Origin of the sequence: Fructobacillus americanaquae (assembly GCF_024029775.1) — a bacterium.
GTDB classification, from domain to species: domain Bacteria; phylum Bacillota; class Bacilli; order Lactobacillales; family Lactobacillaceae; genus Fructobacillus; species Fructobacillus americanaquae.
Map to the genome: position 1 here is coordinate 901,150 of NZ_CP097122.1, position 22,312 is coordinate 923,461.

Below are 22,312 nucleotides of genomic sequence, written 5' to 3' on the forward strand. Positions count from 1 at the left end.
AGGGGAATTGCTTTATGGAAAAGGCAAAGAAGCGCCGCTTTGGGTTAATCGCGACCATTATTTTAGCCCTGGCGATTGTTTTCGGTCTATTCTGGGCGCAACAAACAGTGGCTCAGAATGCCAAGCACCAGGATACCCTCACTCGGGTAAAGAAGAGTGGCAAGATTGTCTGGGGAATCAAAGCTGATACTAAGTTGTTTGGTTTGATGGACACAAAGACTGGTCAATCTGAAGGATTCGATGTCGATATGGCCAAGGCCGTCACCAAGCAAATTAGTAAGCAATTGGGCGAAAAGTTGACACCATCCTTTGTGACGGTTTCAACCGCTTCCAAGATTCAATTACTAAAGAATACCAACATCGATGGTGTCTTTGGTGTCATGACGATTACCCCAGAACGGGCAAAAATTGTTGACTTCAGTCAACCATATTTCCCTGCGGGTCAGTCACTTTTGGTTAAGAAAGATTCGGGTATCAAGTCAGTGAATGATTTGAACGATCCAAGTAAGACTGTTTTGGTGGTTGTCGGAACAACCGCTGCACAAAACATTAAGAAGTTTGCACCGAAGGCCAAGACAATTGCCTTGCAGGACTATGCCTCAGCCATGCAGGCATTGAAGGCCGGTCAAGGACAAGCTATATCAACCGATAATGCTATATTGTACGGTTTGGCTACAGAAAATCCAGACTACCAGGTTGTGGGTGGTACGTTGACTAACGGTCCTTATGGGGCGGCCTTTGATCATGATCAAAAGCCAATGGTTGACCAAGTGAATCAGGCAATCAACACCATGAAGAAAAACGGTGTTTACAATCAATTAATCAAGAAGTGGTTTGGCCAAGTACCCGGTTTGGATTGGCATGATTTGGAGGTGCACGAATGAGCTTGTTTGAACAGAATTTCTCAGTCTTCCTCCAAGGATTTGGTTACACTCTGTTGGCTAGTATCTTTGCCTTGGTGGGATCACTAATTTTGGGAACAATTTTTGCGATTATGCAGGTCATGAATTCAAAAGTTGCCCGTTCAATTGGTAATATCTATGTTCAAATTTTCCGGAATATTCCCCTGTTGATTATCACGCTCTTCTTTTACTTAGCGGTAGCCAAGGTGATCAAGATGACAGGTTTTACGGCTGGAACAATTGCTTTGACACTGTATACTTCAGCCTTCATTGCTGAATCTGTTCGAGCAGGCATTCTTTCTATTGAAGCCGGTCAAATGGAAGGCGCACGAGCAAATGGGTTAACGTTTGGTCAGGCCATGCGAGTGATTATCTTGCCTCAGGCCTTTAAGGTGGCGATTCCTTCATTGGGCAATCAGTTTATTAACCTGGTTAAGAACTCATCGATTCTGGCCTTTGTTGGTGGTTTGGACTTGATGTATCAAGGAAACATCGTGGCAGCAAACTCCTTTGACACTTTTACGACTTACATTATCATTGGACTCTTCTACTTGTTGATTACCTTGCCATTAAGTTACTACATCCAACACCTTGAACATAAATTGAAGAAGAACGCATAAGGAGGCCGCAGAATGTCAGGATTTTTTAGTGCCTTTACAGAGGCAAACCTCGGCTACTTGATGGGCGGTCTAGGAATTACCGTTGGGGTTTCAATCATCTCGGTTATTTTGAGTCTGATTTTTGGTTCCATTATTGGAATTGTTTTCTTTGAAAAGATTCCTTACTTCTCAAGCTTCGTTGGAACAATCAATAATATCGTCCGTAACTTGCCGTTGCTGTTAATCATTTTCTTTACCTACTTTGCCTTGCCACAGTTAGGTCTGCACTTGCCAATTTTTTGGGCAACGGTTGTGGCTATGACTGTTTTCCAGTCAGCCATGCTAGCTGAGATTGTCCGCGGCGGATTGGAAGCTGTTGATATCGGCCAATTTGAGGGGGCACGTGCCAATGGTTTGTCTAACATGCAGACGATGTGGCACATTGTTTTGCCACAAGCCTACAAGAAAATGATTCCACCGATTATTTCGCAACTGATTTCCTTAGTGAAGGATACGAGTTTGGCGTCTGGAATTGTTCTTGCGGAATTGACTTATCGTGGTCAAATTATCTATGCACAAAACACGAATTTCATCGTGCCTGTCTTGGTTGTGATGACCTTGGTTTATTTTTTGTTAAACTACGGTCTGTCATTGATTGCCAAGTGGTTTGATCATAAGTTGGCATAACTGTTTACTTAATACAAATATAGATGAAGAAAAACCGTTCATTTTGCTGAATGGTTTTTTTCTTTCGAACAAATTAGGAATCATTAGTTCGGCTATTTGGCAATAAGCTAATAGAAGTTGGTGACTTTCAAGATTTTTAGTCAAAATGCCTAACGTAGAGGGGCTATAAATGGTAAAATGTACGTATTAATCTTAACGCCTTTTCCTGCAGTTAGGAAAGGGCGACTTTTTTGTCGAGGAGAAAAGCGATGTCAATGATTGAATTCAAAGATGTACAAAAGTACTATGGGGATTTTCATGCCTTACATGATGTGAACTTGAAAATTGACGCGGGTGAAACGGTAGTCCTGATTGGCCCATCTGGTTCCGGAAAGTCAACTTTGATTCGCACAATCAACGGTTTGGAAGAAATCGAAGAGGGACAATTGTTGGTTGATGGTTTTGACCTGCATGATCCCAAGACAGATATTAATAAGATTCGTAAGAACGTTGGGATGGTTTTCCAGCACTTTAACCTTTACAATAATCAGACGGTTTTGGAAAATATTATGCTGGCACCGCGCTTGGTTTTGCATCGCGATGAGGCTGAAAATAAGCGAATTGCCATGGAATTGTTGGAACAGGTTGGTTTAGCCGATAAGGCCAATAGCATGCCGGCTGCGTTATCAGGCGGACAGAAGCAACGAGTGGCCATTGCCCGTTCACTAGCAATGAAGCCAAAGGCCTTACTGTTTGATGAGCCAACTTCTGCTTTGGACCCCGAAATGATTGGGGGTGTACTTGATGTTATGCGCGATATTGCGCGTGATTCGGAGATGACCTTGCTGGTGGTGACTCATGAAATGAATTTTGCCAAGGCGGTTGCTGATCGGGTAATCTTTATGGCTGATGGCCGAATCTTAGAAGATAGTTCAACCGAAGCATTCTTTGAGAACCCGACAGAACCACGGGCCAAGAAGTTCTTGAACCAGGTAGAACATCACTAAAATGGAAGGAAGGGTCTGGCTAAATTGACGTTAGTTAGACAAAGCGTATGGAAAAGATTAGACGACGCCGTTTTGGAATCATTGCCTCGCTGGTTTTGGCTACCCTGATTTTGCTGGGAGCCTTTTGGGCCAGCGTGACGATTGAGAAAAACAAAGCGCACCAAGATACCTTGGCCCGGGTTGAAAAGAAGGGGCAAATAACATGGGGTGTCAAAGCCGATACGAAACTCTTTGGCTTGATGGATACTAAGACTGCCCAACCAGCTGGTTTTGAAATTGACTTGGCCAAGGCGATGACCGCCCAAATTGCTAAACAAACAAATACGAAACTTTCAGCAGCTTTTGTGCCGGTTACTTCTGCTTCACGAATTCAATTGCTGAAAAATACGAATATCGATGGACTGATTTCCACGTTGACGATTACACCGGAAAGAGCAAAAATTGTAGACTTTACGAAAGTCTACTTTAACGCCGGTCAATCATTACTGGTTAAAAAAGACTCAGGTATTCAATCTGTTAAGGATATGAACGATCCGAAGTACACCGTTTTAGTTGTCGTCGGAACGACTGCCGCCCAAGAGACGAAAAAGTACGCTCCAAAGGCTAAAATTATTGCCTTGCAGGATTATGCTTCTGCCATGCAGGCCTTGAAATCGGGTCAGGGACAGGCACTTTCAACGGATAATGCCATCCTTTATGGCCTAGCGACCGAAAATCCAGACTACCACCTTGTTGGTGGAATCTTTACGCAGGCACCATATGGAATGGCCTTTGATCATAACCAAAAACCAATGACAAAGCAGGCTAACCGAGCGTTAAAGGTCTTGCAGGAAAATGGTACCTACAACCGTTTGGTTGAAAAGTGGTTCCGTAATGTTCCTGGCTTGGATTGGCATGATTTGGAGGTAAACAAATGAGCCTTTTAAATCAATATTTTTCAGTTTTTGTCCAAGGATTTGGCCACACACTGTTGGCCAGTATCATTGCCTTAATCGGTTCGCTCATTTTGGGAACCCTCTTTGCCATTATGCAGGTCTCCTCTTCGAAGATTAACCGCGCCATTGGGAATATCTATGTTCAAGTTTTCCGGAATATTCCGCTCTTGATTGTTACGCTTTTCTTGTACTTGGCGGTCGCAAAGGTCATTAAGATGACGGGTTTTGTCGCTGGAACGGTCGGGTTGACGCTGTACACATCCGCTTTTATTGCCGAATCGGTTCGTGCCGGCATTCTGTCCATTGAAGCCGGCCAAATGGAAGGAGCTCGCGCTAACGGGTTGACCTTTAACCAAGCTATGCGGGTGATCATTTTACCCCAGGCCTTTAAGGTGGCGATTCCTTCATTGGGAAATCAGTTGATCAACCTGGTCAAAAATTCTTCCATTTTAGCCTTTGTTGGTGGTTTGGACTTAATGTACCAGGGGAATTTGGTAGCGGCAGCGTCCTTTGATACCTTTATGACCTATATCATTATTGGTGTTTTCTATTTGATGATTACGATGCCTTTGAGTTACTACGTCCAGCACTTGGAAACCAAGTTGAAGAAGAATGCTTAAGGAGGAAAAGTCCATGTCTGAATTTTTTAACGCTTTTACCTCAGCGAACATGGGCTATCTGCTCGGTGGCCTAGCTATTACTGTTGGCGTTTCAGCTCTTTCGGTTGTCTTGAGTCTTCTGTTTGGTTCCATTGTGGGGATTATTCAATTTGAAAAGATTCCATTTTTTTCATCCTTTGTTGGCACGTTGAACAACATTGTCCGCAACTTACCACTGCTGTTAATTATCTTTTTTACTTACTTTGCCTTGCCGCAATTAGGCCTGCACTTGCCAATTTTTTGGGCGACTGTGGCAGCGATGACGTTCTTTGAGTCGGCCATGTTGGCTGAAATTGTGCGTGGTGGCCTGGAAGCAGTTGATCGAGGGCAATTTGAGGGGGCTCGAGCAAACGGCTTGTCCAACATGCAGACGCTGGGACATGTTGTTTTGCCGCAGGCCTATAAGAAGATGATTCCACCAATTATTTCGCAGCTGATTTCCTTAGTGAAGGATACGAGTTTGGCATCTGGAATTGTCCTGGCTGAAATGACGTACCGGGGCCAGATCGTTTATGCTCAGAATACGAACTACATTATTCCTGTTCTTGTGGTCTTGACGGTGGTATACTTTTTGCTAAACTATGGTTTGTCATTAATCGCTAAGTACTTTGACAAAAAATTAGCTTAAAACACGACAAGAGGACAATTCTGTATGTTTGATCCAAATAAAAAATCAAAAATTATTGCGATTGTGGCCTCGGCTTTTTTTGCTATGTTGATCACCTTTTCTGTGGTTAATCATATTAAGTCGCCGGCCGTCTTTGCATCGGATGTGAGCTTGGCTGTCCAGAAAAGTATCGCGGGGGACCAGCGAGGCCTAAACAATATGGTTGATGAAGTATGGGCGCAAGCTGCTCGTGATAACTTCGATAATGACTAAAAGCGCTGGTTGTTAGTATCCAAAAAAGACAGCACCTAATCCATGTGCTACTATCTGATTTGAAAGGTAGTGCTAATCATGATGCCGGTGATGTCTTTTATTTTTGACTAGGATTGTAGTAGTTGTTAATTAGCTATTTTTTGTGTTGACAAGCAGGTGAGCTTGTTTAGCAATTCAGCCTGCATGGAAGTCCGAAGATACCCAGCCAAGCCTTATGATGTTGATATTTTTGCAATGAATTTAATATAGTTCTTTACTGGTTGGGACTTGATTGGTACCAGTCAATGCTGCTAGATGACCACTGAATTAGCGTTTGTTGAAATAAAAGTAAAATAGTGGTAAAAATGAACTAATGAAAAGCATGATTTTTCCTTGTATATTCCTGCTAAGCGAGTTAAACTCTCCTTTGATTGGTAGAAAAAAAGTTGCGCGACAAAAGTGCTCTTGATGTTGGAAAAACGATTTGAAAACCAAGAAAATAGATTGAAAAATACTTTTATCTAAATTAGATTAGTTCTTTGAGGCACTCAACAGTCATGAAGAAAGTGACCATCAATAGCTGATTTTATAGGAGAGAAGAAATGACTGATTCAGCAAAGAAGCGGTTAAAGTATGGTGGTTTCTTAATCGCCTTAGGCATTGTCTACGGTGATATTGGAACGTCCCCACTATATACCATGAATGCGATTATTGCCGGTAATGCACATACCGATAATATGAAGGACTTGGTAATTGGGTCAATTTCCCTTGTTTTTTGGACTTTGATGTTAATTACGACGATTAAGTATGTCTTAATTGCCTTGCAGGCCGATAACCACGGTGAAGGTGGTATCTTCTCCCTGTATAGTAAAGTCCGCAATCGAAACATGAAGTGGCTCATCATCCCGGCAATGGTCGGTGGGGCGGCTCTTTTGGCCGATGGCGCTTTGACACCAGCGGTGACGGTTACGTCTGCTGTGGAAGGGTTAGAGGGGCAAAAGTTTGGTTCCTTGATCTTTCCAACGGGAATTGATTTCGTTGTGCCGGTGGTGTTGACGATTTTGTTGGTCGTCTTTACCCTCCAACGCAAGGGAACAATCAAGATTGGTCGAATGTTTGGTCCAATGATGCTAATTTGGTTTACCTTTATTGGTTTCTTTGGCCTGTTACAAGTCTTTCAATATCCAGAAATTTTAAAGGCTCTTTCGCCTGTTTATGCTGTACAGACGCTGTTTAGTCCAGATAACCGTCTAGGTATTTTTATTTTAGGAAATATCTTCTTGGCGACGACTGGTGCTGAAGCGCTGTATTCAGATATGGGACATGTAGGGAAGCGCAATATTTATTTAAGTTGGCCATTTGTTTATGTCACACTGGTTTTGAATTATATGGGGCAAGGTGCATGGGTGATTATGCACAATGCAAGTGGTTCAAACTTGAACCTTTTCTTTGATATTCTACCGAACCAGTGGCGGTTGGTCGGCGTTGTCTTGAGTACGCTTGCAGCCGTCATTGCTTCGCAGGCTTTGATTACAGGGGCCTTTACTTTGGTATCGGAGGCCATTTCGCTGAAAATTATGCCCCGGTTGCGGATTACTTATCCAAACGACTTCCGCGGTCAAATGTATATCTCAATTGTCAACTGGATGCTCTTTGTTGCCGGCGTAATCGTTGTGGTGCTTTTCCGGACTTCTCATAATATGGAATCAGCCTATGGTTTGGCAATCACGGTTACGATGCTGATGACGACGACGTTGTTGTTCGAGTTTATTCGCTTTAAGACTCGTACAAGCCTGGCTATTTTGTTTGCCGTTCCCTTTGGCTTGCTGGAAACCCTCTTCCTGATTGCCAGTCTGGGTAAGTTCATTCATGGTGGATACTTCACAGTGATTTTGATGCTGCTAATTTTGTCGGTCATGGTTTTCTGGTTCTATGGAAACAAGCGTCGTGAAGCACTGTCTTATAACAATGATTATTTGTCCTTGAAAGACTACCGCCGCCAGTTGATGCAGCTCTCCAACGACTCAGAAGAGCCTTTGATGGCGAAAAACTTAGTTTATATCGTGAACGTTCATGATGATTATCAAATTAAGAAGTCAGTCATCTACTCGCTATTGGGGGCAAGGCCAAAGCGGGCCAAGGTTTACTGGTTTGTCACGATTCGAGAATCCATTAACCCATACGAAAAGAGTTATTCAGTCGATTTGATGGGAAGCCAAAATATGGTTCGAGTTGTTTTAAACCTTGGTTTCAAGGTTGACCCACAAGTTGAATATTACATTCACCAAATTGCCAAGGTTTTGGTTAAGCAGGGTGTTCTTGAGCCACAAAAGATTCGCTATGGGCTCGATAAAAACCGCAGTATTGGTGACTTTAAGTATGTTATTACTAATAACTACTATACTGATTTGAAGGCTGTCTCCAAGATTTCATCATGGGATCGATTCTTAATTGGTGGTCGAATTTGGTTGCAGTCACATTCTGTCCACCTCCGTTATTTTTACCGCTTGCGCTTGAGTGATACGGTTGAAGAGGTTGTTCCGCTCTTTATTGAGCATAAAACCGTTTCGAAACTGCGGCAGTTGGAAGTTAAAAATCAGATGCCCAAGATGGATCGCTGGAACCGCCGAATCGATGATCCAGTGAACCCAGTCGATAGGAAGCGCCGCCAAGATGGGGATGATCACCATCTTGATCGTGGTTCTCACCATCAATAAATGAATTTTAGTAAAAACGCCTAAGGGGCTTCTTCAGAAGTCTACCTTAGGCGTTTTTTTGTATGTCGGTAATGAATGTCTGCATTAGATGCTTAATTTCTGTTGCGGTTTTTTGGAAAAAATCAGTGATTTCTTCATCGGAGCCAGTTACCCTGGCAGGGTCTGCTAATGGAAAATGAATTGTTTGGACGGAGTCGGTTGTGATTGGGCAATTATCTCGAGCATCACCGCAAAGGGTCACAATGTAGTCAGATGAATTGAAAAAGTTATCATCGATCGAATCAGAGGTTAGATGAGTGGTATCAAAGCCTTCCTGGTTTAATACCATAATTGTTTGCGGATGGACGCCACGGGGGTTGGTGCCAGCACTTTTGATTGACCAATCTGTTGGTGCATAGTAACGGGCGTAAACCTCGGCAAACTGGCTTCGTGATGAGTTACCAGTGCATAAAAAGTAAAGCTGCATTGTTTTTCTCCAAATTATAGTATCTAATATTATACAAGATTGGCAATCAAAAAATCCCGTTCAATTAAGCGGGATTTTTCAAAAGTAATTACTTTTCAAAGAGGACGGAGCGAACTCTTTTTAACTCTGTAGGAATCATCTCACAACAGCCACTATCAGGACGGCGGCTGTCGTCCATTTTTGCCATTGTTTCATGAATTACTGTCCACCTATCCCCAAATTTTTTCGGCCGTATCGACAACTAATTTAATCTTGGCCCATTGTTCATCTTCTGTTAGGTGATTTCCTTCTTCAGTGGAAGCAAAACCGCATTGCGTACTCAAAGCCAAATTTTCCAAAGGAACGAATTGGCTAGCTTCCCTGACCCGGTCAATCAAAACTTGAGGGTCTTCTAGTTCAGGTTTTTTGGAGGTTACCAAGCCCAAAACAACTTGCTTGCCGGCAGGGACCTTCGCCAATGGTGCAAAGTCACCAGAACGGTCGTCATCAAATTCCAAGTAGAAGGATTCAACGTTTTCCTTTGTGAAAAGAGTATTGGCAACGGTTGCGTAACCGCCTTTTGCTGCCCATGTAGAAGCATAGTTTCCACGGCAAACGTGTGTGCTGATACGAAGATCTTCAGGCAAGTTTTCCAGTGATTGATTATTAATCTTCAAGTATTCTGCTTGGAGTTCATCAACGCCCTTTTGATCGATATTTTGTTCTGCCCAGAAATCAGTATCGGCAAGCATACCCCAAGTACAGTCATCCAACTTAATGTCGCGACAACCAGCTGCATAAAGAGCTAAGTAGAGGTCGTGGTAGGCAGTGGTCAAATCATGGACAAGGTCTTCGTGCTTTGGGTAAAACTTCTTCAAAATAGCAATGTTTTCCTCGCCACGAACTAATTCAGCATAGGCTTGTGCAGGAGATGGGATGCTTTGACGGGGGATAACATCCAAATCTTTGGTAATTTCTTTCAAGTACAAGAAGGCTTTCAAATCAGGATGGTCGTCGGTGAAGCGAATCTTGCCATCAACTTGGGCTGACTCAGCCCGTGTTTCAACATCGTGGAAAAGGTATCCGTGGTCGACATTTGTCTTTTTAATGCCTTCAAAACCCCAGAAGGTATCCAAGTGCCACCAGTGGCGACGGAATTCACCATCTGAAACGTAGTGAAGGCCAGCCTTGACTTCCTTTTCGACTAAATCCTTGATTTCTTCATCTTGAATTTTGGTCAGGTCTGCTTGGCTGATTTTGCCGTCATTTAAGTCTCGTTGAGCCTGCTTCAAGCGCTCTGGGCGGAGGAATGAACCCACGATATCAAAATGAACGGGGGCTTTTGTCAATGTTGCTACTGCTGTTTCTGCCATGTCTGTTCTCCTTTTTCTAGACACTAAAAAGCGCCCCCAGTTTTAGATTTTTAAATCTTAACCTAGAGGCGCATGTGAACGCTGTACCACTCTACTTTGCCGGTCTTATCACCAGCCTTAGTCGATACACCAATGGGGGCTATATCGCAACATGATAACGGTTGTTAACCGTAGCCAGCTTATCACAGAGGACTCACCAAACTATGAACCGCTCCTGGACCATTTTCATCCGTAGCCAAGCCACCGTGTCTCATCAAATCACGGTTTTCTGTAGAATTGCTTGCGAATTACTCATCCATTCACTGCAGTTGTTATCTTGCTTATGAGTATAACATTAAAAAAATATGAGTCAACAGTGAGTTTAAAATTTATTGTTTTGTGCAAGTTCAAAAGTTTATAATAGGCACCAAGACAAAAAGCCGCGAGAGCTCTTTTGTAATTGACTTTGTTGATCTCGTAAATGGATCTTTGGATTTTTAAGAAGGCCCTCTAATTACTGGAGAAAAAATGAAAAAAATTGCTGTAATTGTCGGAAGTAATCGAACAAAAAGTGTGAGCCGGCGTTTAGCTTACTGGTTGGCTCCCTTGCTAAGTGGTCAAGAGGTGCAGGCTGACGTAATCGACTTAGCGACCGTCGCTTTGCCATTTTTGGATGAGCCTGAACTACCATCTGCAGGCCATTATCAAAATCAGTCAACAATTGATTGGTCGAAGCAAATTCAAAGTTATGATGGAGTTGTATTCGTAGCGCCTCAGTATAATTGGGGCTATCCCGCCGTTTTGAAGAATGCCATTGATACGCTCTATGCTGAGTGGCGTGGGTTGCCGGTTGCGACTGTTTTCTTCGGTGGCCATGGTGGCTTCCAGGCTGATTTGGCCTTTTCACTAGTCTTACAGGGCGTGAAGGTTAATCGCTTACCTGTCAACCTTCGATTGAACTTGGCGGTTGGCCAGGTAACGGAAGAAATGACAGCAGCGGAACTAGCAGAGCTCTTGTTACCGTATCAAAGTCAGGTTGCCTTGATGCAGCAGGCCTTCCAAGATTTATGGCAGCACCATGAATAAGCGCTTCTTTGGTTTCAAAGGAGTGGCCATGGTCGGTGTTGATATTGGGACTGTTGGTACCTGCGCTCATTATCATTCAGATGTTGATATTGCCGGCCTTCTTTGTGCTCGATGCGAGGAATACTTTGCTTGCTACCAGTGCCATGATGCCTTACGAGACCATCCCTTTGCACCGGTGGCAAAGATTTCAGCTGGGCCTGCAGTTCTTTGCGGTCGCTGCGGTCCAGAATTGACCTATCAAGAATATAAGACGGGTGCTTGTCCGAACTGTTTTGCCCCCTTTAACCCACGTTGCGAAATCCACGAAAAGCGGTATTTCTGCTGAGTGGGTTTTTATATTGTTTAGTCTGGACAACGAGTAGGAGCATCGCTATAATCATTGTCAAGTGAAAACGTGAAAAGGGGGCGTGGAATGGAAGATACATTAACCGCTCAGGCAGGTTGGCGAGATGCCTTGCCAACCGTTTTTGGTTATATCGGCATTAGTATGGCCTTTGGCATCGTGGCCAAGGCGGCGGGGCTGAGCACTTGGCTGATTGTGCTGATTTCAGCACTTGATTATGGTGGCTCGGCTCAGTTCGTTTTAGTCACGATGGTCGGGTCTCACAGTTCGATAGCAGCGATTGTCTTTGCTGTTTTTTTGGTTAATGCGCGGATGATTTTAATGAGCATGACGCTAGCACCCTATTTCAACCGGTATTCGCTTTGGCGTAATATTTGGCTGGGCACCTTTGTCACGGATGAGAGTTTCGCTTTGGGGATGAGTAAGGTTAATGTTAGCCAAAATCGACTTAGCTTTCCTTGGTTGAACACGGTTAACTTAGTTTCGTATGCGAGTTGGCTATTGGGTACTTTTTTGGGTGCTGTCTTGGGCGGATTGGTAACGGATCCTGGTCGATTTGGCTTAGAATTCGCCATTACAGCAATGTTTATTGGTCTATTAACGGCGCAAATTAGTACGGATAAGACGATTAAATTCGCCTTACAAGTAGTCGTGCTTCTCTTTGTGTTGGTCCTGCTTTACCTGCTTTTGATTTTTGTACCAAAAAACTTGGTTGTCTTGCTAGTAACAATTGGCGGATGCTTATTTGGGATGGTGGTGAAACGTGTCTTTGTCTAACTATATTCTAGTAACGATTATTGATTGTGGACTGGTGACCTGGGTATCGCGGATATTTCCCTTTATCATGCTGAAAAAGTTTAATTTACCGGAAGGGGTGCTCGCATTTTTGAGTTTTGTTCCAATCACTATTATGGCTGGTCTTTGGTTTGAAAGCCTTTTTGTGCAACACATAGGGCACCTTCCCAGTATTAATTGGCCGAATTTTTGGGCCTCTTTACCAACGCTAGTTACGGCTGTGGCCACGAAGAACCTCTTGATCACGGTAGTGGTTGGTGTAATTTCCTTCGCAGTCATCAACTCTATTGGACTTTAAATTAAAATTTCCTCATAAAACCCTTGACGGCCGTGTTTTGAATGATTATTATTGGCACAACAACAGAAAAGGGGAAATGTCGATGCGAAAAATTGGAATTATTGGAATGGGCCACGTTGGTTCTACGGTGGCCCATGGTTTGATTGCCGAAGGCGTAGCAGATGAGTATGTTTTCATTGATAAAAATGAAAAGAAGGTCCAAGCCGATGCCTTGGATTTTGAAGATGCGAAAACAAACTTGAACAACAGTTTTTCTGTGACTGTCAATGACTATCAAGCATTGGGTGATGCGGATGTCATTATTTCAGCCATTGGTAAGATTGAATTGCAATACGATAACGTCGAACATGATCGCTTTATTGAATTGCCTCACAATGTTGAGCAGGTAAAAGAAGTTTCGGCCAAGTTGAAGGAAACTGATTTTGCCGGGGTTTTGGTAGTAATCACCAATCCTTGTGATGCGATTGCTGCTGTTTATCAGTCAGAGACCGGTTATCCTCAGGAAAAGGTACTTGGAACTGGAACACTTTTGGACACAGCGCGGATGCATCGGGCAGTTGGTTCGGCCTTCAATGTTGATCCGCGATCAGTTGCGGGCTACAACCTCGGTGAACATGGAAATTCACAATTTACGGCCTGGTCAACGGTGTCTTTGAGGGGACAACCAATTACCGAATTAGCGGCTGAACAGGGAATCGATTTGGCTGCTATCGAGGAAGACTCTGTGGTTGGTGGTTATACGGTGTTTGATGGCAAGGGCTATACCTCTTACGGGATTGCGACGGCTGCCATTCGCTTGGCTAAGACCGTCATCCAAGATGCAAAAACCGAGATGCCGGTTTCTCACAAGCGTCCAGAATTTGCTTCTTATCTTTCTTATCCTGCAATTGTCGGTCGTCAGGGAGTTGTTTCTTATTCACAATTGGACTTGACGGAAGAAGAATTAGCAAAGTTGCAAAAGTCAGCAGACTCGATTCAAACGCAATTTGAGAAGGTTGTAAAGCAATAAAAGCGCTTTTATACCAATAATGATTCTAAAAATTAAATAATTTTAATAAAATGCTTGACTAATTATTAGACGTTACGTATTATAAACGTATGGTAATTAATTGCTCCGTAGTTCAGTTGGTAGAACGCCGCACTGTTAATGCGAGGGTCGCTGGTTCGAGTCCAGCTGGGGCAGTCTTAGCCAAATAAGTGTTGGTTGTCAGTTAACAACCAACACTTTTTTATTTTATAACTTAGAATAGAAGAGGTTGGTGAAATTTTTGTTGTGAACTTTTCTTGAAAAGATGATGAACGATAAATTAAAAATATCTCATAAAACACTTGACTAATGTTTAGACATTATGTATTATCAATGTATGGTAGTTAATTGCTCCGTAGTTCAGTTGGTAGAACGCCGCACTGTTAATGCGAGGGTCGCTGGTTCGAGTCCAGCTGGGGCAGTAGTGGGTAAAGTAAAAGACGGTGGTTGCTTTCTAGCAACCACCGTCTTTTGGCGTGATTTTGAAAACTGATTTTATAAAGAAGGCCTGCCAGGTTGGGCTTTCCGATACCAATACCAGGTACCATAGAGGGCATTTAATAAGATGATGACTTGCAAAACAAACATGGAGCTTGCATAAGCGTCGTGAATTAAAAAGATGTTGCGGTACCAGACAACGACTTGAATAATGTCAGAGACTAACCAGGCAATCCACTGCGATCGGAACCCGTAAGTCATAAGGATCTGACCAACAATGTTTAATGGGAGGACGGCAGAATCCAGGTAAACTTGCAGGCCATTAAAATGCTTGGAAAAAGTAACGACCGTGATATAGGAAGCAAGTGTGATTAAAGTTGTGATCAGGGCGGTATGCAATGTTAATTGACGGGAAGGAAGTTCCTTTTCGGCACCGCCGCGATAACGAGCCCAGGCCGCAATACCGATGAACTGCATGATAAATGCGAATCCCTGAGAGGTAAAATCACCATAAGTTCTTGAAAAAAGGGCGACAATCATCCATGTTGCTGTACCGATTAATCCCCAGAAGTAATTGCTTTGTTTTCCTTGATCGACTAAGGCCAGGTTGATTAGTGAACTAACTCCGGTTGAGACAGTCAACCAGGCCATTTTATTAAAACTTCCACCAATTAAAAAGGTGGTAACTTGAGCAACAACCATTAATAATAAGAGCACTTTTGTCATCTTACTGAGGTTGAGCAAATCTTGTGTGATTCGTCTGGGTGACATTGTTTCCTTAAAAATGCGCCAGAAGCTCACGTTGTTCTCTACATTCTCCATCATTGTTTTCTCCTTGTTGTTTTTTAGGTGCCGTGACGGAAGCAACGCACCGATTTGTAACCACTCCAGTATACTCCTGAAAAAAGCGAACGTACCAACTGATTTAGTGAAAACGTTCGGTTTAAATGAAGATTAAACCGCTATAGGACGGGGCGGAGATGTGTTTTGCGTGCTATAATTGGTATGTTTGAAGAAACCGTGATTTTTAAATTTAAGGGAGTATCACATCATGTATTTGTTCATCAACATCATCGGTCTTTTGGTGTTTATCGCCTTGGCCGTCTTGTTATCAAAAAACCGGTCCGCTATTAATTGGAAGTCGGTTTCAATCATGGTTGTCACCAACTTGGTGTTAGCTTGGCTTTTGACAGGTTTTCCATTGGGCCGGACCATCGTCAAGGGAGCTGCTTCTGGCTTTGACAGTTTGATTTCTGCTGCCAGTGCCGGAATTGACTTCGCTTTGAAACCAACTGGAATGGCATTGCCAGCAAACTTCGTTGTTTCGGCGTTGTTGCCAATTCTCTTGGTTGTGCCATTGTTCGACATTTTGACTTATGTCGGGGTTTTGCCATTTATTATCAAATGGGTTGGCCGCGGTTTGTCAAAGCTTTCTGGCCAGCCTAAGTTCGAATCATTTTTCTCAGTTGAAATGATGTTCTTGGGAAACACGGAAGCGCTCGCGGTTTCTGGTATCCAATTGAACCAGATGAAGGCTTCTCGTAACTTAACGCTGGCCATGATGTCCATGTCTTGTGTGACGGCTTCAATCCTTGGTTCTTATATGCAAATGATGCCTGCACAGTATATTTTGACTGCTGTGCCAATCAATGTCTTAAACGCTTTGATTGTAACGTCGATTTTGAATCCTGTTGAAGTAACAGAAGCAGAAGATACGATTGCAACGATTGAAGCAGCGGCCCCTGCAGCTGAAACCGCTGAATCTGGTTCACAAGAATTAGCACAAGAAGAAATTGAAAAGGCTGAAAAGCCGGCAGGCGAACCGTTCTTCTCATTCTTGGGTGATTCAATTTTGGGCGCCGGTAAGTTGATCTTGATTATCGCTGCTAACGTTATTGCCTTTGTTGCCTTGGCGGCCCTTGTTGACAAGATTTTGGCTTGGGTAAACCCATGGTTGTCGCTGGAGCACATCTTGGGAATTGTCATGTTCCCATTTGCTTGGTTAATGGGCTTTGGCAACCAAACAGCCTTCGATTTGGCACAATTCATGGGAACGAAATTGGTTACCAATGAATTCGTCGTCATGGGTAAGGTAACTGGTGAGATTGCTCATTATGCACCGCACTATAAGGCAGTGTTGACGGTTTTCTTAACGTCATTTGCCAACTTGTCAACTATCGGTATGATTATCGGGGCCTTCAAGGGCTTGGTTAACAAAGAAAAGAACGAAGTGATTGCTAAAAATGTTCTTTACCTGTTGTTGTCTGGAATTTTAGTTTCACTCTTCTCAGCGGCAATGGTTGGACTCTTTGTTTGGTAAAATTTTGTTTCAAGAGCACCCGGAAGGGTGCTTTTTCTTTTGCTGAAAATTGGCTCTTTTCACCAAAGCCTGCTAGAATAAGAATGTGAAGCTAGTTTAGCTAGCCAGAAATTTTCAGACAAATGGCAGACATTTGTTTGATGCTTTAGAAGCAATGTCAAGTACAGAATAACCAAGGACAGGTGAATCATTTCAGCTGTTATATTTCGATTTAATCCAAAAGTGTTTAGATAAAAAAAGCGGATTTTACGAAAAATGGTTACTGGCAAAGGAAGGTTTTATTTATGTTATCTCGTTCTCAACGGCGGAAGACGGATGGTCGTAAGCGTCGATTTTATAAGCAATGGTGGTTTTGGTTAATTCTCGTTTTGATTGTTGGTGGGGTGGCTTTTTACATGATTGGCTCAGCCTCATCTAAGAAATCAAGCGACACACCAACACCAGATATTTCATATTCATCGTCTAAGAAGAAAACTTATGATTTTGATGATTCGTCATCATCAGATTCTGACGATACGGCAACATCTTCAAGCTCAAGTAATAACATTGCAGCCTCGAATGCAGCTGCACAATCCGTTGCTGCTGCAGCACAGTCTTCTTCAGCAGCAAAGGCTGCTCAAGAAGCTGCAGCTGCCCAATCTGCTGCGGATTCATCATCACGGGCGGCAATGTCCCAATCAATTCTTGATAAACAGCAACAAGCAGCAATACAAAATAGCCAAAATAATCAAAGTACACAAACAAATCAAAACACCAGTACTGACACTAACCAAAATACGACACAAACAAGTCATTAAAATTTTGAACCTGGACGTTCGCCCAGGTTTTTTAGTATAAAATTAGCTTGACTATTTTCATGGTCCTTTGTACACTTAGAAAAGCTAATGAGGAGTACACAAGCGCAGCTATGAGAGACCTAGTGGGTGGTGAAAACTGGGACTGTTAATGTGGAAGGTTGCTTTGGCCTTAAAAATGTTAATGAATGAGTGGCTATCAAATTGTGGATAGCAATTTAGGTGGTACCACGTGTAAGCGTCCTAATCGAAAGATTAGGGCGTTTTTTATTTTCGGACCACAGGCCACATGACTATTAAAGGAGATTTGCTATGCGTGAAGTTGAAATGTCAACCAAGTACGATCCAACAGCCGTTGAGGCGGGGCGTTACCAAGACTGGCTGGATAATGATTTGTTTGCACCGGAAGCAAATCAAGCCATTCAGAGCCAAGAGCCAGAACCATATTCAGTGGTGATTCCACCACCAAACGTCACTGGTAAGTTGCACCTTGGTCATGCCTGGGATACAACTTTGCAGGATATGTTAATCCGGCAAAAGCGGATGCAAGGCTTTGATACTTTGTGGCTACCAGGAATGGATCACGCTGGTATCGCTACCCAAGCTAAGGTTGAACAACGTTTGCGCGAACAAGGTGTGTCACGCTATGATTTGGGTCGGGAAAAATTTGTCGAACAAGTGTGGGACTGGAAAAATGAATATGCTTCAACCATTAAACAGCAATGGGGCAAGATGGGCTTGTCATTGGATTACAGCCGCGAACGGTTTACATTAGATGAAGGGTTAAACCAGGCGGTTAACAAGGTCTTTATCGATTTGTATAATAAGGGCCTGATTTATCGTGGCGAATACATTATTAACTGGGATCCACAGGCCCGAACGGCTTTGTCTGATATTGAAGTCATTTATCAAGATGATGAAGGGGCCTTCTACCATGTGAAGTATCCATTTACAGATGGTACGACCTTGAATGGTAAGGACTACATTGAAATTGCGACAACTCGTCCAGAAACAATGTTTGGTGATGTTGCGGTTGCGGTTCATCCTTCTGATGAACGTTATCAGGACTTGATTGGTAAGACGGTTAAGGTTCCTCTTGTCAATCGCGAAATTCCAATCATCGCCGATGAATATGTTGAAAAAGACTTTGGAACTGGAATGGTTAAGATTACGCCAGCCCATGATCCAAACGATTTTCAAGTCGGCAACCGGCATGATTTGGAACGAATCAATACCATGACAGAAGATGCCCATTTGAACGAAAATGCTGGCAAGTACGTTGGTCTTGATCGTTTCGAAGGTCGCAAGGCCATGGTTGCCGATTTGCAAGAACAAGGGTTCATGCTTGAAGTAGAGCCCCTGGTTCACTCAGTTGGACATTCTGAACGGACAGGTGTTCAAATTGAATCACGACTTTCAACACAGTGGTTCGTTAAAATGGAGCCATTGGCTCAGCAAATTTTGGCCATGCAAGAAAATGCTGATGAAAAGGTGAACTTTGTTCCTGGACGCTTTGAAGACACCTTTACCCGTTGGATGGAAAATATTCGCGACTGGGTGATTTCTCGGCAACTCTGGTGGGGACACCAGATTCCGGCCTGGTACAAGAACAAAGGAACAGACCAGGAAGAAATTTACGTTGGAACAGAGGCACCTGATGATGACTGGGAGCGTGACCCAGATGTCTTGGATACTTGGTTCTCTTCAGCCCTTTGGCCATTTTCAACGATGGGCTGGCCAAACGACTTAGATGGCGATTATGCTAAGTATTACCCAACAAATACCTTGGTAACCGGTTATGATATTATCTTCTTCTGGGTTGCCCGAATGATGTTCCAAGGAAAAGAATTTACTGGAGAACGCCCATTTAAGAACGTCTTGATTCACGGCTTGATTCGTGATGGGGAAGGCCGCAAGATGTCAAAGTCATTGGGGAACGGTGTTGATCCAATGGACGTGATTGAAAAGTATGGTGCCGATGCCCTACGGTGGTTCTTGGCAACTGGTTCAACACCTGGCCAAGATGTCCGCTTTACTTATGAAAAGATGGATGCGGCTTGGAACTTCATTAACAAAATCTGGAACGTTGCCCGCTATGTCATCATGAACCTGGATGATGATACGAAGGCTGAAGTGCCAGCAAAAGATCAACAAACGTTGGCCGACCAGTGGATTTTGGATCGCTTGAACAAAACAATTAAAGAGGTTTCAGAAAACTTTGAAAAGTTTGAGTTTGGTGAAGCTGGCCGCGATTTGTACAACTTCATCTGGTCTGATTTGGCTGATTGGTACGTTGAAATGACCAAGGAATCATTGAATGGTGACGGGGATAAAACGGCCGTTCAACAAACCTTGGCTTACGTCTTGGATCAAACGTTGCGCTTGCTCCAACCAATTATGCCCTTTGTTGCTGAAGCTATTTGGCAAGAAATGCCACAGCAAAAGGGCAAGGATGAACACCTCGGTATTCAAGCCTACCCTGTTTATCAAGAATCTTTGGCAAATCCTGCAGCAGCGGCTTCTTTCAAATCCTTGCAAGATCTAATCGTGGCCGTCCGAAACATTCGTGCCGAAGCAAAGGCGCCAATGTCAAAGCCAATCACCGTGATGATCAAGGTGACCGATCCGGCATTGAAGTCAATTTTTAATGAAAATGCTGACTATATCGATCGCTTTGTGAAGCCAGAATCATTGACGATTGATACCGATGTGACCGTACCACAATTGGCAATGTCACAGGTTATCACTGGTGCAGAAGTTTATGTTCCATTGGCCGGCTTGATCGATATTGAAGCGGAAATCAGCCGCCTAAAAGGTGAAGCTGATAAGTTTCAAAAGGAAGTTACTCGAGCCAATGGTAAGCTTTCAAACGAAAAGTTTGTCAACTCGGCACCCGAAAAGGTTGTTGCGGCTGAACGTGAGAAGCTTGCTGACTGGCAAGAAAAGCTTGCTTCGACTCAAAAGCGCATTGCTGACTTACAAGCACAAGGGTAAAATAACCGAATAGTAATAAAAATCCTCACCTTTGGTGGGGTTTTTATGTTAGGTTAATATGAGCCGTGTAAATTAGTAAGACAATTTACACATTATTGACAAAGTTCTAAGATGGATTGGTTTTATTTATATAGGTAATAATATGTTTGGAAGTAAAATAATTGCCAGTGGTCACTACGTGCCAAAAGATGTTGTGACAAACGACGACTTGGCGAAAGTGATTGATACTTCGGACGAATGGATTGTCAGTCACACCGGAATACAGAAACGCCATGTCTCTTTGCAAGGTGAGAACACATCCGATTTAGCAACGCAGGCAGCTCAACGGGCCTTGGATGAGGCTGGCGTTTCAGCAGAAGAAGTTGATTTTATCATTGTGACCACTTTTACCCCGGATGGTCTGGCACCTTCAACGGCTGCTTTGGTGCAACGCAATTTAGGAGCAAAAAAAGCCTTTGGTTTTGATCTATCTACTGCTTGTGCCGGCTTTGTGTTTGGCTTGACGACGGCCGATAACTTTATGAAGGCCGGACAGTATCGATATGGCTTGGTGATTGCTGCCGAAGTTAATTCGAAGATGATGGATTTTCGTGATCGAACGAGTACTGTTTTTTTTGGTGATGGTGCTGGAGCTGTTTTGTTAGCTCCGAGCGAACAGGGTGAAGTTTTGGCCACTGATTTGCACACGATAGGGGATGCAGATGTGGTTCATTCCGGTCGGATTGAACCATTAACATCTTTGAGTGCCGATAATTATCCAAAGATTGATGCCTTTTTCCAGGAAGGACGGATGGTTTATCAAGAAGTAACGACTTTGATCCCCAACCATATTGAAAAGTTTTTAGCTAATCAAGGATTAACGATAGATGATGTTGACTACGTGATTTTGCACCAAGCCAACCTACGAATGATTGAAAAAGTGGCTGAAACTTTGGGCCAACCAATGGCAAAGTTTATTACGAACGTTCAACAGTATGGTAATTCGTCTTCGGCAGGGATTGCGATGGCCTTTGACCAATTACGAGAAAGTACGGATTTAGAAAAGAAAAAGGTTTTGCTGACTGGCTTTGGAGCAGGTTTTACCTACGGATCGTTGCTCTACCAAGGTTCTTTGTAATTTAAAAGAGTTAAATGTAATACCTGTGTAACATTATAGAAAGAGACTGGCAATAACCAGTGTCTAAAATGAATATATAGATTAAGCATAAGTTAAGCACTTACTGATCAAACATAAGCAGAAAAAAATGGAGATGTCTCTCATGAAGAATACTATTACCAAAACTATTTTAGCGACGGTGGCTGGTGCAGCTGCGTTTGCAGGTGCCGGAGCAGTTGCTTCAGCCAACGATATTACTGTTAAGGCAGGGGATACCTTGTCACAAATCGCTGCCAACAACAACACGACTGTTGATGACTTGGCTGCTAAGAACAACATTCAAAACGTTAACTTGATTTTTGTTGGTGACGTTATCAAGACTGATGGAACAGCCGCAGCCGCAGCTGACAACACAACTGCTGCAACAACTGCTACTGCTACTGCTTCTGTAGCAACTACTCAGACACAAGCTACTACAACTACAAACACTCAGGCACAAGCTGCTACCACTACTTCATCAACTGATTACAGCACTTACTCAGCTGGTGCCAATGGTTCAGTTCAGACAATCATCAACGCTATGAACGCTAAGCGTGCAGCTGCTGGTTTGGCACCTGTATCATACGATGCTTCATTGGCTGCTCGTGCACAATCACGTGCTGAAAATGCCGTTGCAAATGGTGGTTTGCCAACTGGTCACATGCAACAAGTTGCAGGACCTGAAGTTGTTGCTATCGACTGGGCTCCAAGCCAAGTTGTTGATGCATGGTACAACGAAACTGGTATGATTGCTGCACCAGCTCACCGTAACTGGTTGATGAACGCCAGCTTCACAAAGGTTGGATTTGGCATCGTTGACGGTACTATCGTTGGTATCGCTGGCTAATCTTAATCGATTAATCTTAATTTAAACTAAAACACTTACATTAGTATGTAGGTGTTTTTTTGTTTAAGAAAAAGTTAAATATGGTTAGTAAGTA

At 43.2% G+C, this 22,312-nt stretch carries 22 protein-coding genes and 2 tRNA genes; 21 read left to right on the plus strand and 3 right to left on the minus strand.

Annotation, left to right across the window (positions count from 1 at the left end; translation table 11 throughout):
• The first annotated feature begins 14 nt into the window (after nucleotides 1–14).
• The 9 genes from M3M36_RS04380 (at nucleotide 15) to M3M36_RS04420 (ending at nucleotide 8,344) form a co-directional block, all read left to right on the plus strand.
• A complete protein-coding gene (locus M3M36_RS04380; RefSeq protein WP_252773394.1) occupies nucleotides 15–884 on the plus strand; it encodes a transporter substrate-binding domain-containing protein in 870 nt (289 codons plus the stop codon).
• Nucleotides 881–1,522: an amino acid ABC transporter permease gene (locus M3M36_RS04385; RefSeq protein WP_252773395.1), complete on the plus strand. Its 642-nt coding sequence runs from the start codon at nucleotides 881–883 to the stop codon at nucleotides 1,520–1,522. Before M3M36_RS04380 ends, M3M36_RS04385 begins: the two co-directional genes overlap by 4 nt.
• 12 nt (nucleotides 1,523–1,534) lie before the next feature.
• Nucleotides 1,535–2,188, plus strand: coding sequence for an amino acid ABC transporter permease (locus M3M36_RS04390; protein ID WP_252773396.1), 654 nt, complete (start codon nucleotides 1,535–1,537; stop codon nucleotides 2,186–2,188).
• Between the two features lie 248 nt (nucleotides 2,189–2,436).
• Entirely contained in the window at nucleotides 2,437–3,174 is a 738-nt protein-coding gene (locus M3M36_RS04395) for an amino acid ABC transporter ATP-binding protein (protein ID WP_274705168.1), read from the plus strand.
• A 47-nt stretch (nucleotides 3,175–3,221) separates the two neighbouring features.
• Nucleotides 3,222–4,091, plus strand: coding sequence for a transporter substrate-binding domain-containing protein (locus M3M36_RS04400; RefSeq protein WP_252773397.1), 870 nt, complete (start codon nucleotides 3,222–3,224; stop codon nucleotides 4,089–4,091).
• The gene (locus M3M36_RS04405) at nucleotides 4,088–4,729 is read left to right on the plus strand and encodes an amino acid ABC transporter permease (protein ID WP_252773398.1); all 642 of its coding nucleotides are present in this window, start codon (nucleotides 4,088–4,090) and stop codon (nucleotides 4,727–4,729) included. The genes M3M36_RS04400 and M3M36_RS04405 overlap by 4 nt, the downstream gene beginning before the upstream one ends.
• Nucleotides 4,730–4,742: 13 nt before the next feature.
• Nucleotides 4,743–5,396 (plus strand): amino acid ABC transporter permease, encoded by a 654-nt coding sequence (locus M3M36_RS04410; protein WP_252773399.1) that lies wholly within the window; start codon nucleotides 4,743–4,745, stop codon nucleotides 5,394–5,396.
• A gap of 24 nt (nucleotides 5,397–5,420) precedes the next feature.
• Nucleotides 5,421–5,648: a hypothetical protein gene (locus M3M36_RS04415; RefSeq protein ID WP_252773400.1), complete on the plus strand. Its 228-nt coding sequence runs from the start codon at nucleotides 5,421–5,423 to the stop codon at nucleotides 5,646–5,648.
• 581 nt (nucleotides 5,649–6,229) lie between these two features.
• Nucleotides 6,230–8,344 (plus strand): KUP/HAK/KT family potassium transporter, encoded by a 2,115-nt coding sequence (locus tag M3M36_RS04420; RefSeq protein WP_252773401.1) that lies wholly within the window; start codon nucleotides 6,230–6,232, stop codon nucleotides 8,342–8,344.
• Between the two features lie 46 nt (nucleotides 8,345–8,390).
• Here the strand turns inward: M3M36_RS04420 and M3M36_RS04425 are convergent, their stop codons facing one another.
• Complete coding sequence (locus M3M36_RS04425) at nucleotides 8,391–8,810, minus strand: arsenate reductase ArsC (RefSeq protein WP_252773402.1); 420 nt, start codon at nucleotides 8,808–8,810, stop codon at nucleotides 8,391–8,393.
• Nucleotides 8,811–9,019: 209 nt separating this feature from the next.
• Nucleotides 9,020–10,162: a 5-methyltetrahydropteroyltriglutamate--homocysteine S-methyltransferase gene (locus M3M36_RS04430; protein ID WP_252773403.1), complete on the minus strand. Its 1,143-nt coding sequence runs from the start codon at nucleotides 10,160–10,162 to the stop codon at nucleotides 9,020–9,022.
• 507 nt (nucleotides 10,163–10,669) lie between these two features.
• Here M3M36_RS04430 and M3M36_RS04435 point away from each other — a divergent pair.
• From M3M36_RS04435 to M3M36_RS04465, 7 genes are all read left to right on the plus strand, one after another.
• Nucleotides 10,670–11,227 carry an NADPH-dependent FMN reductase gene (locus M3M36_RS04435; RefSeq protein WP_252773404.1) on the plus strand — a complete coding sequence of 186 codons (558 nt, stop codon included), beginning with the start codon at nucleotides 10,670–10,672 and terminating at the stop codon, nucleotides 11,225–11,227.
• The gene (locus M3M36_RS04440) at nucleotides 11,220–11,552 is read left to right on the plus strand and encodes a CHY zinc finger protein (protein WP_252773405.1); all 333 of its coding nucleotides are present in this window, start codon (nucleotides 11,220–11,222) and stop codon (nucleotides 11,550–11,552) included. Before M3M36_RS04435 ends, M3M36_RS04440 begins: the two co-directional genes overlap by 8 nt.
• A gap of 87 nt (nucleotides 11,553–11,639) precedes the next feature.
• Nucleotides 11,640–12,347, plus strand: coding sequence for an AzlC family ABC transporter permease (locus M3M36_RS04445; RefSeq protein WP_252773406.1), 708 nt, complete (start codon nucleotides 11,640–11,642; stop codon nucleotides 12,345–12,347).
• Entirely contained in the window at nucleotides 12,334–12,663 is a 330-nt protein-coding gene (locus M3M36_RS04450; RefSeq protein ID WP_252773407.1) for an AzlD domain-containing protein, read from the plus strand. Before M3M36_RS04445 ends, M3M36_RS04450 begins: the two co-directional genes overlap by 14 nt.
• Before the next feature lie 82 nt (nucleotides 12,664–12,745).
• Nucleotides 12,746–13,672, plus strand: coding sequence for an L-lactate dehydrogenase (locus M3M36_RS04455; RefSeq protein ID WP_252773408.1), 927 nt, complete (start codon nucleotides 12,746–12,748; stop codon nucleotides 13,670–13,672).
• A 101-nt stretch (nucleotides 13,673–13,773) separates the two neighbouring features.
• A tRNA-Asn gene (locus M3M36_RS04460) sits at nucleotides 13,774–13,846 on the plus strand.
• A gap of 193 nt (nucleotides 13,847–14,039) precedes the next feature.
• A tRNA-Asn gene (locus tag M3M36_RS04465) sits at nucleotides 14,040–14,112 on the plus strand.
• Between the two features lie 73 nt (nucleotides 14,113–14,185).
• On the opposite strand, the gene pnuC is transcribed toward M3M36_RS04465, so the two are convergent.
• Complete coding sequence (pnuC, locus tag M3M36_RS04470) at nucleotides 14,186–14,953, minus strand: nicotinamide riboside transporter PnuC (RefSeq protein ID WP_252773409.1); 768 nt, start codon at nucleotides 14,951–14,953, stop codon at nucleotides 14,186–14,188.
• Between the two features lie 226 nt (nucleotides 14,954–15,179).
• On the opposite strand from pnuC, the gene M3M36_RS04475 reads away from it, so the two are divergent.
• The 5 genes from M3M36_RS04475 (at nucleotide 15,180) to M3M36_RS04495 (ending at nucleotide 22,218) form a co-directional block, all read left to right on the plus strand.
• Nucleotides 15,180–16,448 carry a NupC/NupG family nucleoside CNT transporter gene (locus M3M36_RS04475; RefSeq protein WP_252773410.1) on the plus strand — a complete coding sequence of 423 codons (1,269 nt, stop codon included), beginning with the start codon at nucleotides 15,180–15,182 and terminating at the stop codon, nucleotides 16,446–16,448.
• A gap of 284 nt (nucleotides 16,449–16,732) precedes the next feature.
• Nucleotides 16,733–17,245: a hypothetical protein gene (locus M3M36_RS04480; RefSeq protein ID WP_252773411.1), complete on the plus strand. Its 513-nt coding sequence runs from the start codon at nucleotides 16,733–16,735 to the stop codon at nucleotides 17,243–17,245.
• 309 nt (nucleotides 17,246–17,554) lie between these two features.
• A complete protein-coding gene (locus M3M36_RS04485) occupies nucleotides 17,555–20,236 on the plus strand; it encodes a valine--tRNA ligase (RefSeq protein ID WP_252773412.1) in 2,682 nt (893 codons plus the stop codon).
• Between the two features lie 142 nt (nucleotides 20,237–20,378).
• A complete protein-coding gene (locus tag M3M36_RS04490) occupies nucleotides 20,379–21,353 on the plus strand; it encodes a beta-ketoacyl-ACP synthase III (RefSeq protein WP_252773413.1) in 975 nt (324 codons plus the stop codon).
• Between the two features lie 142 nt (nucleotides 21,354–21,495).
• Nucleotides 21,496–22,218, plus strand: a complete 723-nt coding sequence (locus M3M36_RS04495; RefSeq protein ID WP_252773414.1) for a CAP domain-containing protein — start codon at nucleotides 21,496–21,498, stop codon at nucleotides 22,216–22,218.
• The last annotated feature ends 94 nt before the right edge of the window (nucleotides 22,219–22,312 follow it).